This is a genomic window from Alkaliphilus transvaalensis ATCC 700919 (genome assembly GCF_000621485.1).
Classification (GTDB): Bacteria; Bacillota; Clostridia; order Peptostreptococcales; family Natronincolaceae; genus Alkaliphilus; species Alkaliphilus transvaalensis.
In genome coordinates, this window is record NZ_JHYF01000012.1 from 144,625 (window position 1) to 165,721 (window position 21,097).

The following is a 21,097-nucleotide window of genomic DNA, read 5'->3' on the forward strand; positions in this document are numbered from 1 at the left end:
TGTTAAGGATGAAGATGAATAAACAGTTAAAAACGGGGATCAATTTTAAAAAGTTGAAATTTAATGAACTGGGATTAATTACTGCTGTAATTCAAGCGAGGGCAACTAAAGAAGTGTTAATGGTTGCTTATATGAATGAAGAATCTCTCAAAAAGACTATCGATACTAATGAGACTTGGTTTTGGAGTCGCAGTAGACAAGAACTGTGGCATAAAGGGGCCACATCTGGAAACCGTCAAAAAGTTAAAAATATAAAGTATGATTGCGATGGAGATGCATTGCTGATTGAAGTTGACCAAACTGGTGGAGCTTGTCATACCGGTGAAGAAAGTTGTTTTTTTAATGAATTATATAATAGAGAAGGTAATCTAGGTGACAATCAACAATCCCTTAACCAGGACTATATAATAGAAGTCAACAAAACTGAAGAGAAAAAAGCTGAAGGAAGTAAAGTAGAAAGAATAGATGATAGCATGCTAGAAGATGTATTGCAAAGTTTATACAACACTATCGCTATCAGGAAGAAAGAGCCTAAAGAAGGTTCCTATACCAATTATCTTTTTGAAAGGGGCCTTGATAAAATTCTAAAAAAGGTTGGAGAAGAAGCCACAGAAGTAGTAATTGCTGCTAAGAACTCCAAACCGCAAGAGTTAGTTAATGAAGTTTGTGATCTATTATATCATATTTTAGTGTTACTAAATGAGAAGGAAGTTAAATTAAATAAAATTTTAAGTGAATTAATAAATAGAAGAAATAGTGAGTCCGTTAGGTAAATATATAAGAAAAGGGAAATATAAAGGTTTAAATAGGATAAAGAAAAAGCATAACATCTAGATTGTAAACAATGCTAAAAACAGCATGTTATTACGAAAATTTAAAAATTGCAACAAATGACTAAATCTTTTGAAAAAGAAGGATTTTCCATAATTTTTTCGAATCTAACATAGTGAACTATTGTAAACACTCAATTTTGCAAAATCTAACTATGCTGGAGGACGAAAACCTATGTTAATTTCTTTTTTACGCAATGTAACCTTGGTCATTTCATTTTGTTTTATCTTTAGCACTTTAAGTCAGCATTTTTCGTGGAGAGAGAAAAGTAAGTATAATAGAAAGTATAAACTGGCTACTTCCCTTTTATTTAGTATACTCTCTTTATCTATGATGTTAGACCCCTTTGTTTACAATGAACTCATCTTTGATTTAAGATCAATTCCCATATATTTTATTGCCTTTACAATGGGTTGGAAATGGGGTATTTTAACAGCTTTAGGCCCCTTGATCTATAGGCTTTATTTAGGTGGCTTAGGTTTAACGGTTGGGATTATTTCTGAGATTATTCTGCCCTTTTTAATAGGTGCAATTGCCCACAAGGTGATCAAATCTAGAGGAATTTTTGAACTTATAAAAGTGAAAAAGTTGTTAATGGTTTATCAACTAAATACAATTGCCAGAGGGTTTCTTTTTACATTTTTGGTAGATATACCCCTAAGATTATCGTTTATTATTAATATTAACTTTATACTATTTTCAGCCCTAACGCTAGTGAGTATAGCTTATGTATTTAACAATGCAACTAAGAAGTATATTGCAGAAGAAAAGCTAAAGGCTAGTGAAGAGCGATATCGCAAGTTAGTAGAAATTGTTCCAGATGGATTAAGTATAGAACATAATGGTAAGTTTATCTATGCTAATGAAAATCTAGCTAAAATTTTAGGACAAGATGGTGCTATCAATTTAATAGGAAAGGAAATAAATTTATTCTATCAAAACAGCTCAGATATAAACGAAATTGTAAATGATAGAATTAATAAAGTTTTAAAAGGGGAGTCTGTAGCCTTTATCGAGGGGGAAATTATCCGCCATGATGGTAAACGCCTAGATATTGAAGTTGCAGCAGCGCCATTTATTGAAAAGAATCAACAATATATCTTTAAAATTACTAGGGACATAACAATGCAAAAAAAGGCAGCTAAGACAAATAAGCTACTAAAAGAGACCATCGAAATGGATCGTTTAAAAACTGAGTTTTTCTCTAATATATCCCATGAACTAAAAACGCCCCTTAATATCATTTTAGGGACAATACAGCTTGCAAATATCTCCAATGAGCAGGATTTAATTTATGGTAATTTTGAAAAACATATTAAAATAATGAAGCAAAACTGCTATAGACTTTTAAGGCTTATTAACAATTTAATTGATATAACACGATTAGAATCAGGGTTTCTACAAATGCAAATTCGTAATTATGACATTATACAAGTGGTGGAGGATATTACCTTGTCTGTTGCTAAGTATGTTGAAGATAATCAAATTCGACTGACCTTTGATACAGAATTAGAGGAAAAATATATAGCCTGCGATGCCGATAAAATTGAACGAATCTTACTTAACCTATTATCAAATGCCATTAAATTTACAAATCCAGGTGGAGAAATTTTTGTAAATATCTTAAATCGGGAGGAATACATTGAAATTTCAGTGAGGGATACTGGGATCGGGATTCCTAAAGATAATTTAAACACGATCTTTCAGCGGTTTAGACAAGTTGATAGTAGCTTAAGCAGAAATTTGGAAGGCAGTGGAATTGGGCTATCCCTTGTTAAATCCCTTGTTGAAGCCCAAGGGGGAGAAATTTCAGTAACAAGCCAACTGGAGAAGGGAAGCGAATTTATTATTAAATTACCAGTAGTTCTTGTAGACGAAGAAAATACCGCCTATAGTGAGGTGGCTGCCACAAACGGTACAACTAAAGTTGAAAGAGTAACCATTGAGTTTTCAGATATATATCCATAGACCCTTGCCTTTTACTTTTATTTACATCTATGTTAGAATGAGATGAAAGATAGATTAGAGGAAGTTAAGTGATTGGAACAGGGGGGGCATTATGGAGAGTCAAAGTTTGAATGGCATTAAACCCTATAAAGAAGTTTTAATTTTAACGCTATTAACTTTTATTAAATTATTATTTTTTCACCACTTCATAGGAATTACTCAAAGATATTGGATAATTAATGTTTTAAATGGAGTAACTATTTTTGGTATTTACCTATGGATCAATTTAATTAAGAGTGAAAAAAGAGTGAAGTTCCTATTAGTTAGTTATTTTTTAGTTTCATTGCTTTTATTTGCAAACACCATGTACTATAGTCATTTTGTAACCTTAATGCCTATTCATATAATTTATCAGATTAGGCATTTAAAAGGAGTATCCAATAGTGTTAATAACTTAATGCAATTTAGATACCTTTTGTTTTTAATTGACGTAATATTATTGGCAATCCTCCAAAGAAAAGTAAGTTGGAAAGCTACCCCTATAATGGGTGTGGCACGTAGAAAAAATTATAAAGTAATTGCATTAATCGCTATTTTCGTTTTTGGAAGCATTCAAGGGGTCTATTATAATGCAGTTGGTTATTATACACCATTAAATTTAGGGGTTTTTAATTATCACATTTACGATTTAGCTACTTTTTTGGTAAGAAGGCCACCAGATTTAGAATATGAAGAAGCTTGGACAGAAATCCTTGAAGAAGAAGAACTTCCTGCTATTGTAGAGTATCATGGGTTGGCAGAGGGAAGAAATGTTTTTGTTATTCAGGCCGAGTCCCTTCAAAGCTTTGTTTTAGGGCGACAGGTTAATGGTCAATGGATAACGCCAAACTTAAATCAGTTGATGGCGGAAGATACCTTCTACTTTTCTAGATACTATGAGCAAGTAGGATGGGGAAATACTTCAGATGCCGAGTTTGTAACCCAATCGGGCTACCATGCTTCTACCAAGACCTATAGTTATAAACAATATGAGGGTAAAAACTTAGTTTCCTTACCCAAAATTTTAAGAGATGAAGGCTATGATACGGCTGTTTTTCATGGTAATGAGAAAAGTTTTTGGAATAGAGAAAACTTTTATCCATACTTTGGAATTAACCATTTTATTGGACAAGAAGACTTAGAAGAGGAAGAGATGATTGGAATGGGCATCGGTGACCGTTCCTTATTCCGTCAATCGATTCCTTTCATTAAAGAATTGAAACAACCCTTTTATTCGGTATTAATAACCCTTACTTCCCATTATCCTTATCCTTTAGATGAAGCCTATAAGATGATAGAAGTGGGAGAACCCTATGAAGAAACAATTTTAGGAGGGTATTTTGAAACTGTCAATTATCTAGATGCAGCGATTGGAGATTTTATTGACCAATTAAAGGAAGCAGGAATATATGAAAACTCCATGTTCATTATTTATGGTGATCATCATGGTTTGAAGGTCCATGACGAAGAAACATCTGATATCATGGGTCATTTCTTAGGAAAAGAATATCGTGAAGATGAAATGTTAAGGGTACCATTAATCATTCATATCCCTAATGGAGGCGTACAGAAGGAGATTACAACTGTTGGTGGAATGGTAGACTTTTTTCCTACGGTTTCTAACCTGCTAGGGATAGATACAGGAAGTTTAAAATTAATAGGTAAAGATTTATTAAACAGCAATGACAACTTTGCCCTAAGTCTAATTCATACAGCCAAAGGGTCCTTCATTAAAGACGACTATATTTTTGTAATGTCAAGGGACGGTATCTTTGAAAATAGTGAAGCTTGGAACATAAAAACTGGTGAGGCAGCAGATATTGAAGCTTTTAGGGAAGGTTTTGAAAGGGCCTTAACAGAGATTCAACTTTCTGAGTATGTCTTAGACAATGAATTATTACTGATTAAAAGTGAAGATGAAGATGATTACGAAGACCATATAAATAATTAGCTATTAATATGATTGGCAAAAATTCCTTAACCCATTGAACATTAATAGAGAAGTTTAAATAGCTGTACCAGTTCTTTGTTCATTATGTTTGAACAAAAAATAGATTTAAAGCATAATTTCCTTAACATCGAAAAAAAAGGAGCATCCTAGGATGCTCCTTTTAAAGTGTATTAACCTCTTATTAAAGCCAAAATACCTTGAACAAATACAATGAAGATTGCTGCTGGAGCAATATACTTAACTAGGAAGCCCCATACATGCATAAGACCGAATTTGATTTTTCCATCGTTTGTAACTTCTTTGAAGGCTTTGTCAAGTCCCCATACCCAACCGATGAAGATACATAAGAACATACCACCTAATGGTAATAATACATTTTCTGCAATAAAGCTTACAGAGTCAAGAATATCTAAGTCTTTTATTAAAGTGAAGTCACTCCATACTCCTAAACCTAAAGATGAAGGAATACCAACTAAGAAAATAATTGCTCCGAAGACGAAAGAAGCTTTCTTACGATCCCAACCCTTTTCATCTACTACATAAGCAACAACTACCTCTAACATCGAAATTGAAGAAGTTAAAGCTGCAAATAGTACTAGTAAGAAGAATACAATACCAAAGATACTACCTAATGGCATTGAAGCGAAAACTGCTGGTAAAGTAACAAATAGAAGTCCTGGTCCACCAGCTGGGTCAAAACCAAAGGCAAATACTGCTGGAAGAACAGCTAAACCTGCAACTAAAGCAATTGCTGTATCTAATAATGGAATTTGGAACGAACTGTTTACTAAGTTTTCGTCTTTGCTTAAATAACTTCCGTATGTGATCATTGTACCCATACCTAAACTTAGAGAGAAGAATACTTGTCCTAAAGCAGCAAGGAAAACTGTTCCATTAATTTTACTGAAGTCTGGTACTAACATGAACTTAACACCTTCCATAGCCCCTGGAAGTGTTAAAGAACGGATCATAATAACGATCATCATGATGAAAAGTCCAGGCATAAGAATTTTAGAATATTTCTCAATACCACCCTTAACTCCACCAAGAACGATTCCTAAAGTAAGAGCCATAAAGATTGCATGGTATAATAATGGTTGAACTGGGCTCATAATAAAGCCTTCGAAGATTCCACCTAAAGAAGCTGCATCAGTTGTGTTGAAGCTTCCTGAAAGGGCAGAGATAAGGTAACGGATTACCCAACCACCAATGATACTGTAGAAAGAAAGGATTAAGAAACCTGCTAATACTCCTATTGCTCCAACCCAAGCCCATTTAGACTTGATTTTCTTGAAGGCACTTACTGCTGACAATTGCGTATGTCTACCGATAGTTAACTCCGCCATCATTAGGGTAAAACCAACAATAATTAATAGTCCGAAATAAAGTAATACGAAGGCCCCTCCACCATTTGTTCCAGCCATATACGGGAACTTCCAGATGTTACCAAGACCTACCGCAGAACCTGCAGCAGCAAGGATAAAACCGATTTTCGATCCCCATTGGTCTCTTGCTTTTGTTTCATTCAAATTCATTTAAAATCTCCCCTTCCTAAATTAGTTAATTAAGGATTTTAAAAGCAAAATATATTCCCTTTTAGAATATTCACTTTCTAATATTACAAATCGACTAGGTGTGAAGTAAAAAAGATAAACACTAAATCAGTGCAAATTAAAATCAGTAAACAAACATTAGCCAAATTTGAAATAGTAAGTGAATATAAGAAAATTGAAAATATTTATATTTCATAATTATACATGGTGGTCTAGCCAGATGCAAGTGTTATTTTTTTGACAATTCAAAGATTTTAAACAATGGGCACCTATGAAAATATCAGTATTTGAAGGGATTATGAAGAAAGTAGGGGTAAAGGGAGTGCTAAAAATTTTTGAACATTACAACAAAATTTTAAGTGATCAGTCATCAAAATTCCAAAAAATGTATAAAATTTCTTTTACATAAAAAACTATTTTTTTGTGTATACAGAGTACAAGGACAAGATATGCAGAAATAATTTCCTCAGATGAACATCATTAAAGAATAAAGTCTACAAATAAAAAAGTTATTTGTTTGCAACACTATAAAATAATGGCTTCATATAATATAATAGGGTTAGGGTCTATGTATAGAAATTAAGGGTAGCTAGACTAATACTGATTGATTCCTATACTAATTTGAATATTAATATGAAGGAACTAGAGATTAATATATGTAAGAATGTAAGAATATAACAGGGAGGAATTTAATATGAAGTTTTTTATTGATACTGCTAATGTTGAAGAAATTAGGGAAATAGCCAGCTGGGGTATTATTGATGGAGTAACGACTAACCCTTCTTTGATTGCTAAAGAAGGTAGAGATTTTAAACAAGTAATTAAAGAAATTACAGGGATTGTAGATGGCCCCATCAGCGCAGAAGTAGTAAGCCCAAAAGCTACTGAAATGGTAGAAGAAGCTCAAGATCTAATAGCGATTCACCCCAATATTGTTATTAAAGTTCCCATGACAGAAGAGGGCTTAAAGGCTGTTAAAATCTTTTCTGAAAAGGGAGTTAAAACTAATGTAACTTTAGTGTTTTCTGCTAGTCAAGCCTTGATGGCAGCTAAAGCAGGAGCTACCTTTGTTAGCCCCTTCTTAGGAAGATTAGACGATATTGGCCAAGAGGGAATGGCTCTAATTAAAGAAATTGTTACCATATTTGCCCTGCATAATTTTCAAACAGAGGTATTGGCTGCCAGTATAAGACATAACCTTCATGTTACTGAAGCGGCTAAGGCTGGGGCTGATGTTGCAACAATACCATATAAAGTGTTTAAGCAAATGATTCTACATCCGCTAACTGATATTGGAATTGAAAAGTTTTTAAAGGATTGGGAGAGTGCTAAAAAGTAAACTAATTTTGAGATAAAGGTTGTTAAAATATTTGAATTTAGTATAATATACATGAGTATAAAACAAAATGAATATAAGTAAATAAGTAATAGGTTTTCTTAGAAATAAGTGATAGGACAACCTTAAGGGAGGATACATTACTATGGATCGAGACTTGGCAATGGAACTAGTAAGGGTAACGGAAACCGCTGCTCTAGCTGCGGTTGGTTATATGGGTAGAGGGGACAAGAATGCTGCCGATCAAGCAGCCGTAGATGGAATGAGAAATGCCTTTTCTAGTCTTTCTATTTGCGGTACAGTTGTAATTGGTGAAGGTGAGTTAGATGAAGCCCCAATGCTATATATTGGTGAAAAGGTAGGTTGCGGAGAAGAGGGAGATAGCGAAGTAGATATCGCAGTAGACCCCCTAGAAGGAACAACCTTAATTGCAAAAGGTCTACCAAATGCTATTGCTGTTGTGGCTATGGCCCCAAAGGGTTGTCTTTTACATGCCCCAGATACATATATGTACAAAATAGCTGTAGGGCCAAAGGCAAAGGGTAAAATTGATATTAAGGCATCCGTAACAGATAATCTTAAAGCTGTGGCCGAGGCATTAAATAAAGATATAGAGGACTTAACTGTAATTGTTCAGGATCGCCCCCGTCATAGTGAATTTATCAAAGAGATTAGAACAGCAGGGGCAAGAATCAAACTTTTTAGTGATGGTGACGTGGCAGCAGCTATAGCCACCGGCTTTGAGGATACAGGCGTGGATATTTTAATTAGCATCGGTGGAGCACCCGAAGGTGTTATTGCGGCGGCTGCCCTAAAGGCTATGGGGGGAGATATGCAAGGAATCCTTCATCCTATGAGTCCAGAAGAAGTAGAGCGTTGTAGAGAAATGGGCTTTAAAACCGATGAAGAAATCTATAAAGTCTTAACCCTAGATGACCTAGTTAAGAGTGAAGATTGCTTATTTGCAGCCACAGGAATCACTCAAGGTGATCTGCTAAAGGGGGTTGTTCATAAAGGTAGTAATATGGCTGAAACCCACTCGGTAGTCATGAGGGGAGAGACTGGGACTGTTCGTTTTATAACGGCCCTTCATAGATTAAATAAAACCAATGAACTACAAGAAGTACTTAAAAAACATGGCAACTTCTAGAATAAAGAATGGGGTGAAATAGATGGATCGTAACTTAGCAATAAACCTTGTAAGGGTGACGGAAGCAGCAGCATTAGGAGCTGCAAAACACATGGGTAGAGGCGACAAAATCGCTGCAGACCAAGCTGGTGTTGACGGTATGAGGAAGATGTTTGACACCATAAATATAGAAGGAACAGTTGTAATTGGGGAAGGCGAAATGGACGAAGCCCCCATGCTCTATATCGGTGAAGTGGTTGGTAATGGTGGGTTTAAAGTAGACATTGCCGTAGACCCTGTAGAGGGTACAAACTCTGTGGCAAAGGGGCTACCAAATTCTATTGCTGTTGTAGCAATGGCTCCAAGGGGATGTCTATTAAATGCCCCAGACATGTATATGGATAAAATTGCAGTTGGACCAAAGGCTGCAGGAAGAGTTCATTTAGATGCTCCTATTCATAAAAATTTAAAGGCAGTAGCAGAGGCTTTAGATAAAAGTATTGCCGATTTAACTGTAACGATGTTAGACCGTCCAAGACATGAAGAACTCATTCGTCAATGTCGTGACGCTGGTGCAAGAATTAAATTATTTAAGGACGGCGATGTGGCTGCTGCTCTAGCTACCTGCTTCCCTGATACTGGGGTAGATATTTTGGTGGGAATCGGTGGTGCACCAGAAGGCGTAATTGCTGCTGCAGCTTTAAAATGTTTGGGGGGAGAATTTCAAGGTAGGCTAATTCCCTATACAGAAGAAGAGAAGGAACGGTGTATAAAAATGGGCATAGATGTCCATAAAGTATTATATATGGAAGATTTGATTAAAGGTAACGAAGCTTATTTTGCAGCAACAGGTATATCCGACGGGGAATTATTAAAGGGTGTTGTTTTTGCTGGTAAGGGAGAAGCTAAAACCCATTCAGTAGTGATGCGGTCTGAGACAGGCACCATCAGATTTGTTGAAACCATACATCAATTAAATAAAAAACCTAAATATGCCTACTAAATTAATTTCTATTGACTAGCGATAGATGTAGATGGTAAAATTTCAATATTCAGGGGACAAAGGTATTTTGTCCCTTTTATAAACAATATGGTTTTAGGAGGTGGTTAGTTGAATATTGAAGAATTAGAAGGAATGAAGCTTCAAGAAATTAGAGACATAGCTAAAGGTATGGGGATGAAGTATACGACTAAATCCAGAAAGGATGAAATCATCCAATGGATCAAAGAAAACCAACAGCCCCTAGCTGTGGAAGAGTCTAAGCCGAGGGAAGCCCATCAAAATAAAGAAGAGACGCAAATAAAACAACAACCAAGTAGGGAAGCAAAGAATCAAGGTTTGCCTGAACGGCTATCCGATGAAATACCAGCTGGGGAAGAAGTTAATATTGCAGAAGGTATTCTAGAAATTCATACCGATGGTTATGGATTTCTAAGAAGAGAAAATTATTTATCCAGTGATGAAGATATATATATTTCTCCTTCCCAAATTAGACGATTTAATATGAGGACTGGAGATAAGATTACTGGAATTACAAGACCTCCAAAAAGTGGTGAAAAGTTTAAAGCCCTTCTCTACGTAAAAAAGATTAATGGACTAGAACCAGAATCAGCTACTAAAAGACCAAATTTCGAAGTTCTTACCCCAATATATCCCAATGAAAGAATAAATTTAGAACTAAATAATACTGAATTATCTACCCGATTAATTGATTTAATTGCGCCAATTGGAAAAGGGCAAAGGGGTATGATTGTTGCGCCTCCAAAGGCAGGTAAAACAGTTTTGCTACAAAAAATAGCCAACAGCATTGCAATAAATTATCCCGAAATGGAAATTATAGTATTATTAATCGATGAAAGACCAGAAGAAGTTACCGATATGCAACGATCTATAAAGGGAGAAGTAGTCTATTCCACCTTTGATGAATTACCAAGCCATCATATCAAGGTTGCAGAAATGGTATTAAATAGAGCCCAGCGTCTAGTAGAGCATGGTAAGGATGTAGTGATTCTTTTAGATAGTATTACAAGACTAGCAAGGGCATATAACCTAACTATTCCGCCAACAGGTAGAACCTTATCGGGGGGATTAGACCCTGGGGCCCTTCATAAGCCAAAGCGATTCTTTGGGGCAGCTAGAAATCTCGAAGATGCTGGAAGCTTAACAATTATTGCCACAGCCTTAATTGAAACGGGTAGTAGAATGGATGATGTAATCTTCGAAGAATTTAAGGGAACGGGTAATATGGAGCTCCATTTAGATCGTAAATTGTCGGAGAAGAGGATTTTTCCAGCTATTGATGTTAATAAATCTGGTACAAGAAGAGAAGAATTATTATTAAGCCAGTTAGAACTAGAAACCATCTGGAGCATTCGTAGAGCCATGAGCAACAGTTCTGTACAAGACGTTACAGAGAAAATTGTAAGCTCCCTTACAGAAACGAAAAACAATAAAGACTTTGTAGACATGTTTAAGAAACGGATTTAGCGGAATTATTTCTTGCACAGCATAAGGATCTATGCTATAATGTAATAGTTAATTTGCCCTATAGGGCATAGTATGCAGTGCTATAATACAATTTACTTAATTGTAAGATATATAAGCGCAACAGAAAGAAGAGGTGAAAATAATGAAAAAGGATATTCAACCAGAAATTAACAAAATAGAAGTTCACTGTGCTTGTGGTAATAGTTTCCAAAGTATTTCTACTAAAAAAGAAATCAGAGTTGAGATTTGCTCAGAATGTCATCCATTTTTCACTGGAAAGCAAAAAACAGTAGAAAAAGGTGGACGTGTAGAGAAATTCAATAAAAAATTCGGTATGTAATTTTAACTTAAAAATGCATCAAGGTTGGAGGGTAACTTCCGACCTTGATTTTTTGCGTTAAGATACAAATGATAGTTAATTTATTGATTCCGTAGAACCAATGTTAATTTGTAGGCTATTTTATACATAGATGTTAAGTCTAAGGTCTTATATTTTATAAAATATTTAATATAGCCTTCAATAGCAGATTAGAATCATTTATACTAAAGATAATAAGATTGAGAGATTGAGGGAGGATTAACGAATGGTTGACATTATGGAGTATTCCAAGATTGGGAGCATTGAAATTATTGTGGGACCTATGTATGCTGGGAAAAGTGAAGAACTGATTAGGCGTATTAATCGAGCTAATATTGCAGAGCTGAAGGTATTAGCCTTTAAGCCCAAAATTGATAAGCGTTATTCCGACGATAGTATAGCATCCCACAATGGAAAACAGGTACCCTGCATACCAGTAGAAAATACTGAAGAAATGATGGCCATTATACAACAGGAAACCTTTGATGTTTTAGCTATTGACGAGATTCAGTTCTTTGATGAAGCTGTCATTGAAATGTGTCAAGACATGGCAGATGCAGGTAAACGGGTAATTTGTTCTGGTCTTGATCTTGACTTTAGGGGAGAGCCCTTTAAAGTTGTACCTCCATTAATGGCAATGGCTGAACACGTTGTGAAGCTTACAGCTATTTGTATGGTTTGTAAAAACCCGGCAACTAGAACCCAGCGTTTAGTAAATGGACAGCCTGCTAAATATTCTGACCCAATTATCTTAGTAGGGGCAAAGGAAGCCTATGAAGCTAGGTGTAGAAACTGCCATCAGGTTATCAAATAAATAAATACTTACTCATGAAGATAAGTTTACAAAATAAGGCGGGGAGACCCTCCTTATCTTTTTATAACGAATAGGAAAGCTTGGCTTTAATTATTATTAAAATAAGAGAACTTTACGTAATGAGTTTTAACATAAAGAGATTATCATTTTAATTGTATTAAATCGTGTAAGTCGCTTAGTTTCTTTACCTAAAGTCATAATATAAATTTTTCGAAGAAAGATATTCTTCAAGTTCTACCAATTATATGTTTTAAGAAATAAATCAAGTTGACACTAAAAGTCTACTATGGTAGCATGGTAATAAATCCGTTATAATTGTTAAATCCAATGTAATTAATGAAATTATTCTTTTGAGGAAGTGAATAGATGAAGTTAGAAATAGTTAAGCAAAAATATGGGACATCCGTTGGGGATTACGTATATGAAGTCATTAAAAAGAATATCATTAATTTGAACATGGCTCCAGGAAACCGTGTGAGTGAAAAAGAGGTTTCTGATCTATTAAATGTGAGTAGAACACCAGTTAGAGAAGCCTTTATTAAATTAGCCAAAGAAGGTTTACTCTATGTACTTCCCCAAAGGGGAACCTATATTTCCTATATTGACTTAAGTCTTGTGGAGGATGCAAGGTTTGTTCGGGAAAGTCTAGAAAAATCTGTACTCACCATTGCGATAGAAAAGTTTCCAGATGAGTTAATAGATGTGCTGGAAGAAAATATTGAAATTCAAAAAAAATTAATCGAAAGAAGATTATTCTTTGAATTTCTCGAAATGGATGAAGAGTTTCACAAAACCATATTTACAGGCTGTAATAAAGAAAGAACATGGTCTTTCATAGAACAAATTAATTCGGAATACAAGCGGGTTCGTATGCTTACCTTCATTGCAGATATTAATTGGAAAAATGTCATTGAGCAGCATATACAGATTTTAGAGAGTATTAGAAATCATGACCATCAAAAGGGGCAGGAAGTTATTAGTAATCATATTAAAAAGCTGATTTTTGAGCAAGTAGAATTAAAAGAAAAGTATCCTCAATATTTTAAAGAGGATTAAATATAGAAATATAAAGGATTTAAAATTTAAACTTAAAATTAAAAAGCCAACTCTAAAATTCAATAATATGAATTTTGAGTTGGCTTTTCTTATAACGAATAGGAAAGTTCGACTTTAATTATTATTAAAATAAGAGAACTTTACGTAATGAGTTTCAAGATAAGCAGATAACCAATTTAATTGTGTAAGTCGCTTAGTTTTTTCACCTAAAGTCATCCTATAAATCTTCCGAAGGAAGACTTTGTTCTGTTTAATACGCTGTAGAAAAGTTCTACTTTAAATAATTTAAATTGGTTTAAATATTTTTAAATATATTGAAGCATTTAAAATATAAAAACTTTATGCAGTGAGCTTTAACATAAGCAGATAACTAAATTAGTTGGATTAAATGTGTATACAATCAGTTTCTTCATTTTAAATCATACCTCGAGTGATCCTATAAAAATTTCAAAGGAAGGCTTTGTTTACGAGTATTATTAAAATATTTTAAATATTACAATTGACTAGAGTAATACTAGTATGGTAGTATATAAACATAAAGGTTGGAAAAATAAAAGGAAAGAGGAAACGTTATCATGGCTAAATTTTTTTGGCATTTATGTAGGAATTTCCTTAAGGAAAAGTACTTATTTAATGAAAAGGTTTTCTGGAAACGTTCTACATTGCACATAAATTATTATGTATAGAGAATAAGGAGGGGGACAAAATGAAAAAAAGTTTTAAGGTATTATCATTAAGTCTTGCACTAGTTTTAGTTTTGGCATTATTAGCAGGTTGTGGATTACAATCGCCAACTGAAGAAGGTCCACAACAGGGGGATTCTAATCAAGGTGGGTCATCAAATCCAGAGATTACTCTTGTATATGCAGAAGTTAATCCTATAGAAACGATTGTTGGTCAAACAGGTACTGCCTTTAAAGAAAAGGTAGAAGAACTTTCAGGTGGAAAGATTAGAATCGATATTCAAGCAAGTGCTGTTTTAGGGTCAGAAAACGATGTTCTTGATACAATGCTTGGTGGGGGTGGAACAATTGATATATCCCGTATCTCAGCCTTTGCCCTTACAAGTTACGGCGGAGAAAAATCAAAACTACTTTCTATTCCCTATACATTTGTAAGTCGTGAGCATTTTTGGAACTTTGCCACTTCTGACTTAGCTCCAGAATTCCTTTTAGAACCCCACGAAAATGGCAGTGGTGTTAGAGGTTTATTTTACGGTGAAGAAGGTTTCCGTCATTTCTTTACGGTTAAACCGATTAGCGGGATAGAAGATTTAAGAGGTATGAAGCTAAGGGTTTCAAATGACCCTATTATGAATGGGATGGTACAAGGGCTAGGGGCATCACCAACAGTTGTTGCCTTTGGAGAACTTTACTCTGCTCTGCAAACGGGGGTAGTAGATGGTGCTGAACAGCCAATCGCCAACTATAAATCAAATGCCTTCCCAGAAGTTGCACCAAATTTAATTTTAGATGGTCATACATTAGGGGCTATCCAAGTGGTGATCACCGATGATGCTTGGGATAAACTAACGGCAGAGCAGCAGGATATCCTTGTTGAAGCTGGTAAGTATGCGTCAGAATTTAATAGAAGGATTTCTGAAGAAGCAGAAAATAAAGTACTAGAAGAGTTGAAGGCAGAGGGTGTTAATGTTGTAGAAGTTGACGATATTACTCCTTGGCAAGAAGCTGTAAAGGCGGTTATCGAGTCTTCTACAGAAAACAACCGAGAACTTTATGAAAAGATCCTTAACATGCAATAGGCTTTATCTTATATTAATGGGATGTTGATAGAGACACAGGGGAGGTTAAAACCTCTGTGTCTAAGTTTTTAAGGAGGAAAAATTATGGCCCAAATTTTTAATACAATTGATAAGATGAAACCAGCATATGATGCAGTATATAAAGTAGTTCTTTTCTTATGTAAAATGCTTTTAATTGTGGATATTCTAATTACCACTATGGCAGTGGCGGGGCGATACGTTTCCTTTATTCCAGATCCAGCGTGGAGTGAAGAAGTTGTTTTAACTTGTATGGCCTATATGGCGGTTCTTTCGGCAGCTTTGGCCATCAGAAGAAATGCCCATATCCGTATGACAGCATTTGATCGGTTTTTGCCTAGAAAATTAATTATTGTTTTAGACATTTTAGCAGACGTGGCTGTTTTAGGGCTTGGGTTGGTTATGATCGTGGTTGGTTGGAGGTATGTGGTGCTATTGGGCTCAAGGGGATCTTATGTCAGTATGCCGGGCCTTTCTAGATTCTGGATGTACTTTCCTGTTCCTTTGGCAGGTATAGCAATGGTCATTTTCGAAATAGAGGCTATTTATAATCATATTAAAAAGATTTTTCTTAAAGAGGAGGTATTATAATGAGCCCTGAAGGTATTGCAATACTAATTTTGTTGGGTAGTTTTTTTCTTATGGTATTTTTAAGGTTTCCCATTGCTTATGCAGTAGCTCTTGCATCAATATTTTCTCTTTTATATCAAGGGCTCCCACTTTCAACCATTGCTCAGCAGATGGTAAAGGGAATTAGTACCTTCAGTTTGATGGCGGTACCTTTCTTTATCACAATGGGGGTCCTTATGGGATCGGGAGGGATTTCAGAAAAACTGATTGCCCTGGCTAATTCATGTGTTGGTTGGATGAGGGGTGGAATGGCAATGGTTAACATTGTTGCATCATACTTCTTTGGGGGTATTTCAGGTTCTGCAGCTGCAGATACAGCATCTCTTGGTAGTATTTTGATCCCTATGATGGTGGAGCAGGGTTATGATGATGATTTTTCTACAGCGGTTACAATTACCTCTTCCTGCGAAGGGCTGTTGGTCCCACCAAGTCATAATATGGTTATTTATGCCACTACTGCAGGGGGAATTTCTGTAGGAAGCCTTTTTCTTGCTGGTTATCTACCGGCGGCAATATTAGCAGTATCTTTAATGATCGGTTCCTATATTATTTCTGTTAAAAGAAACTATCCAAAGGGCGATAAATTTAGTCTAGGGCGATTAATAAGACAATTTGCTATTTCCTTTTGGGCCTTGGCAGCCGTTCTAATTGTTGTAGTTGGTGTAGTCGGTGGTGTTTTTACAGCTACAGAATCCGCCGCTGTTGCAGTAATTTATAGTTTGATCGTAAGTGTTTTTATCTATAAAGGCCTCGACTGGAAGGGAGTTTGGAGGGTGCTTGAAACTTGTGTGGATACCCTTTCAATTGTACTCATTCTGATTGCAACCTCCAGTATTTTTGGATTCACCCTTACCCGATTAGGGGTTCCTAGATTAGCAGCAAGTGCAATTATTAATATTACAGATAATCCGATTCTTCTAGCACTACTTTTAAATTTTATTCTTTTAATTCTTGGATGTATTATGGATATGGCTCCAATTATATTGATTGCCACTCCAATCCTGTTGCCAATTGCAACTTCCATCGGTATTTCGCCGATTCAATTTGGTATTATGGTGATATTAAATTGTGGGATTGGTCTTTTAACACCCCCTGTAGGCTCCGTACTATTTATTGGTTCTGCAGTTGGTAAAGTTCCGATGGAGCGGGTTGTTAAAGCCACATTACCATTTTATATATGTATGGTAGTTACCCTTTTACTGATTACCTTCGTGCCCCCAGTTAGTTTATGGCTTCCAAGCCTATTTAGGTAAAGCATATGAAATATATATTTAATTATCGAACAACAGCTTTTGATTTATGGCAGTTATCTATGTACGGTATTTATGGTTCTATGGTGGGGGTATGTAATTTAGTTTTTACCGTAGCAATGGTACTGCTAAGTGGAAGGTTTTGGGGGGAGGCAAACAGCTTTATAAAGGTACTTTTGATAATGGGAATTTCTTTATTTACCGTTATTCAGCCTGTGGCTATTTATAGGAGAGGAAAAAAACAAGTATCTACAATTCACCATGATACAGAGATCGTATTTAATGATTATGGAGTCCAAGTAAAGTCTGGAGGCCAAAATTCCCATTTAGAGTGGAGTGCAATAAAAGGAGTATCTAAAAAACCCACCATGATTATTGTGTTTTCCAGCAATAAACATGGGTTTATACTAACAAACAAAGTATTAGGGAAAGAAAAAGAAGCCCTCTATAATTATATTCTTTCAAAGACTCAAAAATAATTTGCAAAATAGATTTTAAAAAATTTTAGAAATAAATTCAAATAGAGTTATAAAAATAAATTCAAATTAAGTCTTAAAAATAAATTCAAATTAAATTTCTAAAAATAATAATGGATGATAGAGGACTAAACATAAATCTATACTGGCATACTAGTATGGTTTTGTGGGATGGAGAGGAGATTTCAACAATGAAAATGACATTAAGATGGTTTGGAAGCAAATATGATACTGTATCACTAGATCAAATAAGACAGATTCCTGGTTGTGTGGGGGTTATTACAACCCTTTACGGTACTAAACCTGGAGAGGTATGGCCTATAGATGAGATTAGAGCCCTTAAGGGGGAAGTAGAAGGGGCCGGCCTTCAATTGAGCGGTATTGAGAGTGTTAATATCCATGATGATATTAAAATAGGCCTTCCTACAAGGGATCAATACATTACAAACTATATTGAAACCCTCGAAAATCTTGGAAAAGAAGGAATAGACTTAGTCTGCTATAATTTCATGCCTGTATTTGACTGGACAAGATCGGAACTTGCCAAGAAAAGGCCAGATGGATCTACGGTTCTTTCCTATGATCAAGAACTAATTGATAAGATTGACCCTGCAAAAATGTTTGAAGAAATGGACGCCAATTCTGGTGGATTTGTTTTACCAGGGTGGGAACCCGATAGACTTGCAAGGGTAAAGGAATTATTCGAGATGTATAAAGGAGTAGATGAAGAAAAGCTATTCCAAAATCTTGTCTATTTCTTAAGGGCCATTATGCCAACCTGCGAGAAATACGGAATCAAAATGGCCATTCATATGGATGATCCAGCGTGGTCAGTATTTGGTTTGCCGAGAATTGTAAATAATAAGGAAAACATTCAACGATTATTAGATGCAGTTCCATTAATCAATAATGGGCTTACCCTATGTACAGGTTCTTTAGGTTCAAACCCCAACAATGATATCCCAGACATGATCAGAAGTTTTAAGGGAAGAATTCATTTTGGCCATGTGAGAAATGTTATCCATCTTGCACCAGGGAAGTTTGACGAGGCTGCCCATTTGTCCTCCGATGGCTCTTTAGACATGTACGAAATCATGAAGGCCTTTTATGATATCGGTATGACAGGTCCCATCAGACCAGATCATGGTAGAATGATTTGGGGAGAGAAGGCCATCGCTGGCTATGGTCTATATGATAGAGCTTTGGGGGCCACCTACCTAAATGGAATATGGGAAGCAATTGACAAATCCACAAAAAAATAATTTGATAGTTTAATAATCTGATAGGTAATAACCTAATAGATAATAATCTAATGGATATGAATCCATAGATATTTGAAATAGAGAAAGAGGTGGAAGCATTGAAGTTAAACTTAAGTGATTTAAAAAATAGGAAGGCTTGGGAAAATGCAAATTTTAAGCTTCCTAAATTTGATATTGAAGAGATTAAAGCAAATACAATGAAAAATCCTAACTGGATTCATTTTGGTGCAGGGAACATTTTTAGAGCACTTATGGCCAATGCACAACAAACCATTCTAAACGAAGGTAAAAGCGATAGGGGAATTGTTGTGGTGGGAGGAGAAACGATAGAAACCATCTACCAACCCCATGATAACCTAACAGTCCTTGTTACCATCAAGGTAGATGGTAGTATGGAAAAGACTGTGATAGCCAGTATTGCAGAATCCTTGGTTTTAGATGAAGGAAATGACGTAAGTTGGAATAGATTGAAAGAAATATTTGTAAACCCAAGTTTACAAATGGTAAGCTTCACCATCACTGAAAAGGGATATAGCTTGATGAATCCTAAGGGAGAATATCACCCTGCAGTGGTTGAAGACTTTGAAAATGGTCCTCCGAGGCCAGCGAGCTATATTGGTAAGTTGGCCTCCTTTTTATATGAAAGATATCTTAATGGAAAAACTCCCCTTGCCCTAGTAAGCATGGACAATATGTCTCAAAATGGAAAAATACTCCATGAGTCGGTGGCTACATTTGCTAAAAAGTGGGTAGAAAAGGGATTAGTGGAGGAAGGCTTTGAAGCCTATATTAATGATCCTAAATTTATATCCTTCCCTTGGTCTATGATAGATAAAATAACACCACGACCTGATCCAAGTGTAAGGAAAATGCTGAAGGACGTTGGTTTTGAAGATGTTGAAGATGTTGTTACATCAAGAAATACCTATGCCGCCACCTTTGTAAATGCAGAGGAGCCGGAGTACTTGATTATAGAGGATATTTTTCCTAATGGCAGACCAAATTTAGAGGCAGGTGGTATCATCTTTACAGATCGAGAGACCGTTGGGAAAGTTGAAAAAATGAAGGTTTGTACTTGCCTTAACCCTCTTCATACAGCCCTTGCTATATATGGTTGTCTATTGGGATATAGACTGATATCTAAGGAGATGGAAGATCCTGAAATTAAGACTTTAGTAGAGAAGATTGGCTACGGAGAAGGGTTGCCTGTGGTGGTGAATCCAGGTATTATTGATCCAAAGAAATTCCTTGATGAAGTACTCCAAGTAAGAATTCCTAATCCTTTTATGCCGGATACACCTCAGCGAATTGCTACAGATACCTCCCAAAAGTTAGGAATTCGGTTTGGTGAAACCATAAAAGCTTATAATGAAAGAGAAGATTTAAAGGTTACAGACCTTAAGTTCATTCCCCTTGTGTTAGCAGGGTGGTGCAGATATTTGATGGCTATTGATGATAATGGTGATCATATGGAATTAAGTCCAGACCCTCTTCTTGAAGAGGTAACCCCCTATGTTGCATCCATTGGCCTTGGTGACAAAGGTCCTTTCCATAAGGAACTAAAACCAATTTTATCCAACAAAACCATCTTTGGGGTAAATCTATATGAGGTGGGTTTGGGAGATGGAGTCGAAGAATATTTTGCAGAACTGGTATCTAAAAAGGGGGCAGTGAGGGAAACCTTAAAAAAATATGTTTATTAAATATTTGCGATTTTCATCTTTTTTAGAGAGGGGTAATGATGGTGAAGGGACCTTATGTATTTCAAGAAGATTGCGACTTTGAAAGGGTGTCAGAGGGGATAAAAAGAAGGATACTAGCCTATGGAGAGGAACTAATGGCTGTTGAAGTACATTTTGAGAAGGAGGCTGTAGGACCTCTACATAGCCATCCCCATACGCAGCTTACTTATGTTTTGGAGGGTGAGTTTCAGTTCGAGGTCGATGGAATTAAAAATATTGTAAAAAAGGGAGATACCATCTATAAACTGCCTAATTTGCTACATGGTTGTAGATGCATTAGAGAGGGAATCCTTTTGGACCTATTTACACCCTATAGGGAAGATTTTGTAAATGAGTATATTAATATAAGTATAAAGTTAATGATACAACTATTAATATAAATATAAAATTAATGATACAACATTTTCAAGTAATAAAATTAGTGTAGTTATAGATTTGTTATTTAAATATTTTTA

18 protein-coding genes are annotated in these 21,097 nt (G+C 35.5%); 17 read left to right on the forward strand and 1 reads right to left on the reverse strand.

The genetic code is table 11. The features are described from left to right. Positions 1-8: 8 nt before the first annotated feature. The 3 genes from hisIE to T335_RS0109485 all read left to right on the forward strand — a co-directional run bounded on the left by hisIE (position 9) and on the right by T335_RS0109485 (position 4,768). Positions 9-773 carry a bifunctional phosphoribosyl-AMP cyclohydrolase/phosphoribosyl-ATP diphosphatase HisIE gene (gene hisIE / locus T335_RS0109475; RefSeq protein ID WP_242837274.1) on the forward strand — a complete coding sequence of 255 codons (765 nt, stop codon included), beginning with the start codon at positions 9-11 and terminating at the stop codon, positions 771-773. 232 nt (positions 774-1,005) lie between these two features. Further along, entirely contained in the window at positions 1,006-2,799 is a 1,794-nt protein-coding gene (locus tag T335_RS20330) for a sensor histidine kinase (RefSeq protein ID WP_051569237.1), read from the forward strand. A 91-nt stretch (positions 2,800-2,890) separates the two neighbouring features. After that, positions 2,891-4,768 carry an LTA synthase family protein gene (locus T335_RS0109485; protein WP_026477334.1) on the forward strand — a complete coding sequence of 626 codons (1,878 nt, stop codon included), beginning with the start codon at positions 2,891-2,893 and terminating at the stop codon, positions 4,766-4,768. 170 nt (positions 4,769-4,938) lie between these two features. Here the strand turns inward: T335_RS0109485 and T335_RS0109490 are convergent, their stop codons facing one another. Continuing rightward, entirely contained in the window at positions 4,939-6,303 is a 1,365-nt protein-coding gene (locus T335_RS0109490) for a sodium-dependent transporter (RefSeq protein WP_026477335.1), read from the reverse strand. Between the two features lie 712 nt (positions 6,304-7,015). Here T335_RS0109490 and fsa point away from each other — a divergent pair. The 14 genes from fsa (at position 7,016) to T335_RS20335 (ending at position 21,022) form a co-directional block, all read left to right on the forward strand. Next, positions 7,016-7,660 (forward strand): fructose-6-phosphate aldolase, encoded by a 645-nt coding sequence (gene fsa, locus T335_RS0109495; RefSeq protein WP_026477336.1) that lies wholly within the window; start codon positions 7,016-7,018, stop codon positions 7,658-7,660. Positions 7,661-7,802: 142 nt separating this feature from the next. Next, positions 7,803-8,807, forward strand: a complete 1,005-nt coding sequence (glpX, locus tag T335_RS0109500; protein WP_034328138.1) for a class II fructose-bisphosphatase — start codon at positions 7,803-7,805, stop codon at positions 8,805-8,807. A gap of 22 nt (positions 8,808-8,829) precedes the next feature. Next, positions 8,830-9,789 carry a class II fructose-bisphosphatase gene (glpX, locus tag T335_RS0109505; protein ID WP_026477338.1) on the forward strand — a complete coding sequence of 320 codons (960 nt, stop codon included), beginning with the start codon at positions 8,830-8,832 and terminating at the stop codon, positions 9,787-9,789. Positions 9,790-9,921: 132 nt separating this feature from the next. Continuing rightward, entirely contained in the window at positions 9,922-11,274 is a 1,353-nt protein-coding gene (gene rho / locus T335_RS0109510; RefSeq protein ID WP_408605163.1) for a transcription termination factor Rho, read from the forward strand. 142 nt (positions 11,275-11,416) lie between these two features. Further along, entirely contained in the window at positions 11,417-11,614 is a 198-nt protein-coding gene (gene rpmE / locus T335_RS0109515) for a 50S ribosomal protein L31 (protein WP_026477340.1), read from the forward strand. A gap of 244 nt (positions 11,615-11,858) precedes the next feature. Next, the gene (locus T335_RS0109520) at positions 11,859-12,446 is read left to right on the forward strand and encodes a thymidine kinase (protein WP_207640661.1); all 588 of its coding nucleotides are present in this window, start codon (positions 11,859-11,861) and stop codon (positions 12,444-12,446) included. 366 nt (positions 12,447-12,812) lie between these two features. After that, positions 12,813-13,502 (forward strand): GntR family transcriptional regulator, encoded by a 690-nt coding sequence (locus T335_RS0109525; RefSeq protein ID WP_026477342.1) that lies wholly within the window; start codon positions 12,813-12,815, stop codon positions 13,500-13,502. Between the two features lie 706 nt (positions 13,503-14,208). Then, positions 14,209-15,264: a TRAP transporter substrate-binding protein gene (locus T335_RS0109530; protein ID WP_026477343.1), complete on the forward strand. Its 1,056-nt coding sequence runs from the start codon at positions 14,209-14,211 to the stop codon at positions 15,262-15,264. An 84-nt stretch (positions 15,265-15,348) separates the two neighbouring features. Next, entirely contained in the window at positions 15,349-15,873 is a 525-nt protein-coding gene (locus tag T335_RS0109535) for a TRAP transporter small permease (protein ID WP_026477344.1), read from the forward strand. Further along, the gene (locus T335_RS0109540) at positions 15,873-17,165 is read left to right on the forward strand and encodes a TRAP transporter large permease (protein ID WP_026477345.1); all 1,293 of its coding nucleotides are present in this window, start codon (positions 15,873-15,875) and stop codon (positions 17,163-17,165) included. Before T335_RS0109535 ends, T335_RS0109540 begins: the two co-directional genes overlap by 1 nt. A 5-nt stretch (positions 17,166-17,170) precedes the next feature. After that, a complete protein-coding gene (locus T335_RS0109545) occupies positions 17,171-17,641 on the forward strand; it encodes a YcxB family protein (protein WP_026477346.1) in 471 nt (156 codons plus the stop codon). A gap of 188 nt (positions 17,642-17,829) precedes the next feature. Beyond that, positions 17,830-18,900, forward strand: coding sequence for a mannonate dehydratase (gene uxuA, locus T335_RS0109550; RefSeq protein ID WP_026477347.1), 1,071 nt, complete (start codon positions 17,830-17,832; stop codon positions 18,898-18,900). Between the two features lie 89 nt (positions 18,901-18,989). Further along, positions 18,990-20,603, forward strand: a complete 1,614-nt coding sequence (locus T335_RS0109555) for a mannitol dehydrogenase family protein (protein WP_334291166.1) — start codon at positions 18,990-18,992, stop codon at positions 20,601-20,603. Positions 20,604-20,641: 38 nt separating this feature from the next. Next, a complete protein-coding gene (locus T335_RS20335) occupies positions 20,642-21,022 on the forward strand; it encodes a cupin domain-containing protein (RefSeq protein ID WP_051569238.1) in 381 nt (126 codons plus the stop codon). Positions 21,023-21,097: the final 75 nt, after the last annotated feature.

What these genes read in the sequence shown, in the direction of transcription:
- T335_RS0109530 (WP_026477343.1), top strand. Translation starts at nt 14,209, where the DNA reads ATGAAAAAAAGTTTTAAGGTATTATCATTAAGTCTTGCACTAGTTTTA.
- T335_RS0109525 (WP_026477342.1), top strand. Translation starts at nt 12,813, where the DNA reads ATGAAGTTAGAAATAGTTAAGCAAAAATATGGGACATCCGTTGGGGAT.
- T335_RS20330 (WP_051569237.1), top strand. Translation starts at nt 1,006, where the DNA reads ATGTTAATTTCTTTTTTACGCAATGTAACCTTGGTCATTTCATTTTGT.
- T335_RS0109490 (WP_026477335.1), bottom strand. Translation starts at nt 6,303, where the DNA reads ATGAATTTGAATGAAACAAAAGCAAGAGACCAATGGGGATCGAAAATC.
- hisIE (WP_242837274.1), top strand. Translation starts at nt 9, where the DNA reads ATGAAGATGAATAAACAGTTAAAAACGGGGATCAATTTTAAAAAGTTG.
- rho (WP_408605163.1), top strand. Translation starts at nt 9,922, where the DNA reads ATGAAGCTTCAAGAAATTAGAGACATAGCTAAAGGTATGGGGATGAAG.
- T335_RS0109540 (WP_026477345.1), top strand. Translation starts at nt 15,873, where the DNA reads ATGAGCCCTGAAGGTATTGCAATACTAATTTTGTTGGGTAGTTTTTTT.
- T335_RS0109545 (WP_026477346.1), top strand. Translation starts at nt 17,171, where the DNA reads ATGAAATATATATTTAATTATCGAACAACAGCTTTTGATTTATGGCAG.
- uxuA (WP_026477347.1), top strand. Translation starts at nt 17,830, where the DNA reads ATGAAAATGACATTAAGATGGTTTGGAAGCAAATATGATACTGTATCA.
- T335_RS20335 (WP_051569238.1), top strand. Translation starts at nt 20,642, where the DNA reads ATGGTGAAGGGACCTTATGTATTTCAAGAAGATTGCGACTTTGAAAGG.
- T335_RS0109520 (WP_207640661.1), top strand. Translation starts at nt 11,859, where the DNA reads ATGGTTGACATTATGGAGTATTCCAAGATTGGGAGCATTGAAATTATT.
- T335_RS0109485 (WP_026477334.1), top strand. Translation starts at nt 2,891, where the DNA reads ATGGAGAGTCAAAGTTTGAATGGCATTAAACCCTATAAAGAAGTTTTA.
- glpX (WP_034328138.1), top strand. Translation starts at nt 7,803, where the DNA reads ATGGATCGAGACTTGGCAATGGAACTAGTAAGGGTAACGGAAACCGCT.
- glpX (WP_026477338.1), top strand. Translation starts at nt 8,830, where the DNA reads ATGGATCGTAACTTAGCAATAAACCTTGTAAGGGTGACGGAAGCAGCA.
- rpmE (WP_026477340.1), top strand. Translation starts at nt 11,417, where the DNA reads ATGAAAAAGGATATTCAACCAGAAATTAACAAAATAGAAGTTCACTGT.
- T335_RS0109535 (WP_026477344.1), top strand. Translation starts at nt 15,349, where the DNA reads ATGGCCCAAATTTTTAATACAATTGATAAGATGAAACCAGCATATGAT.
- fsa (WP_026477336.1), top strand. Translation starts at nt 7,016, where the DNA reads ATGAAGTTTTTTATTGATACTGCTAATGTTGAAGAAATTAGGGAAATA.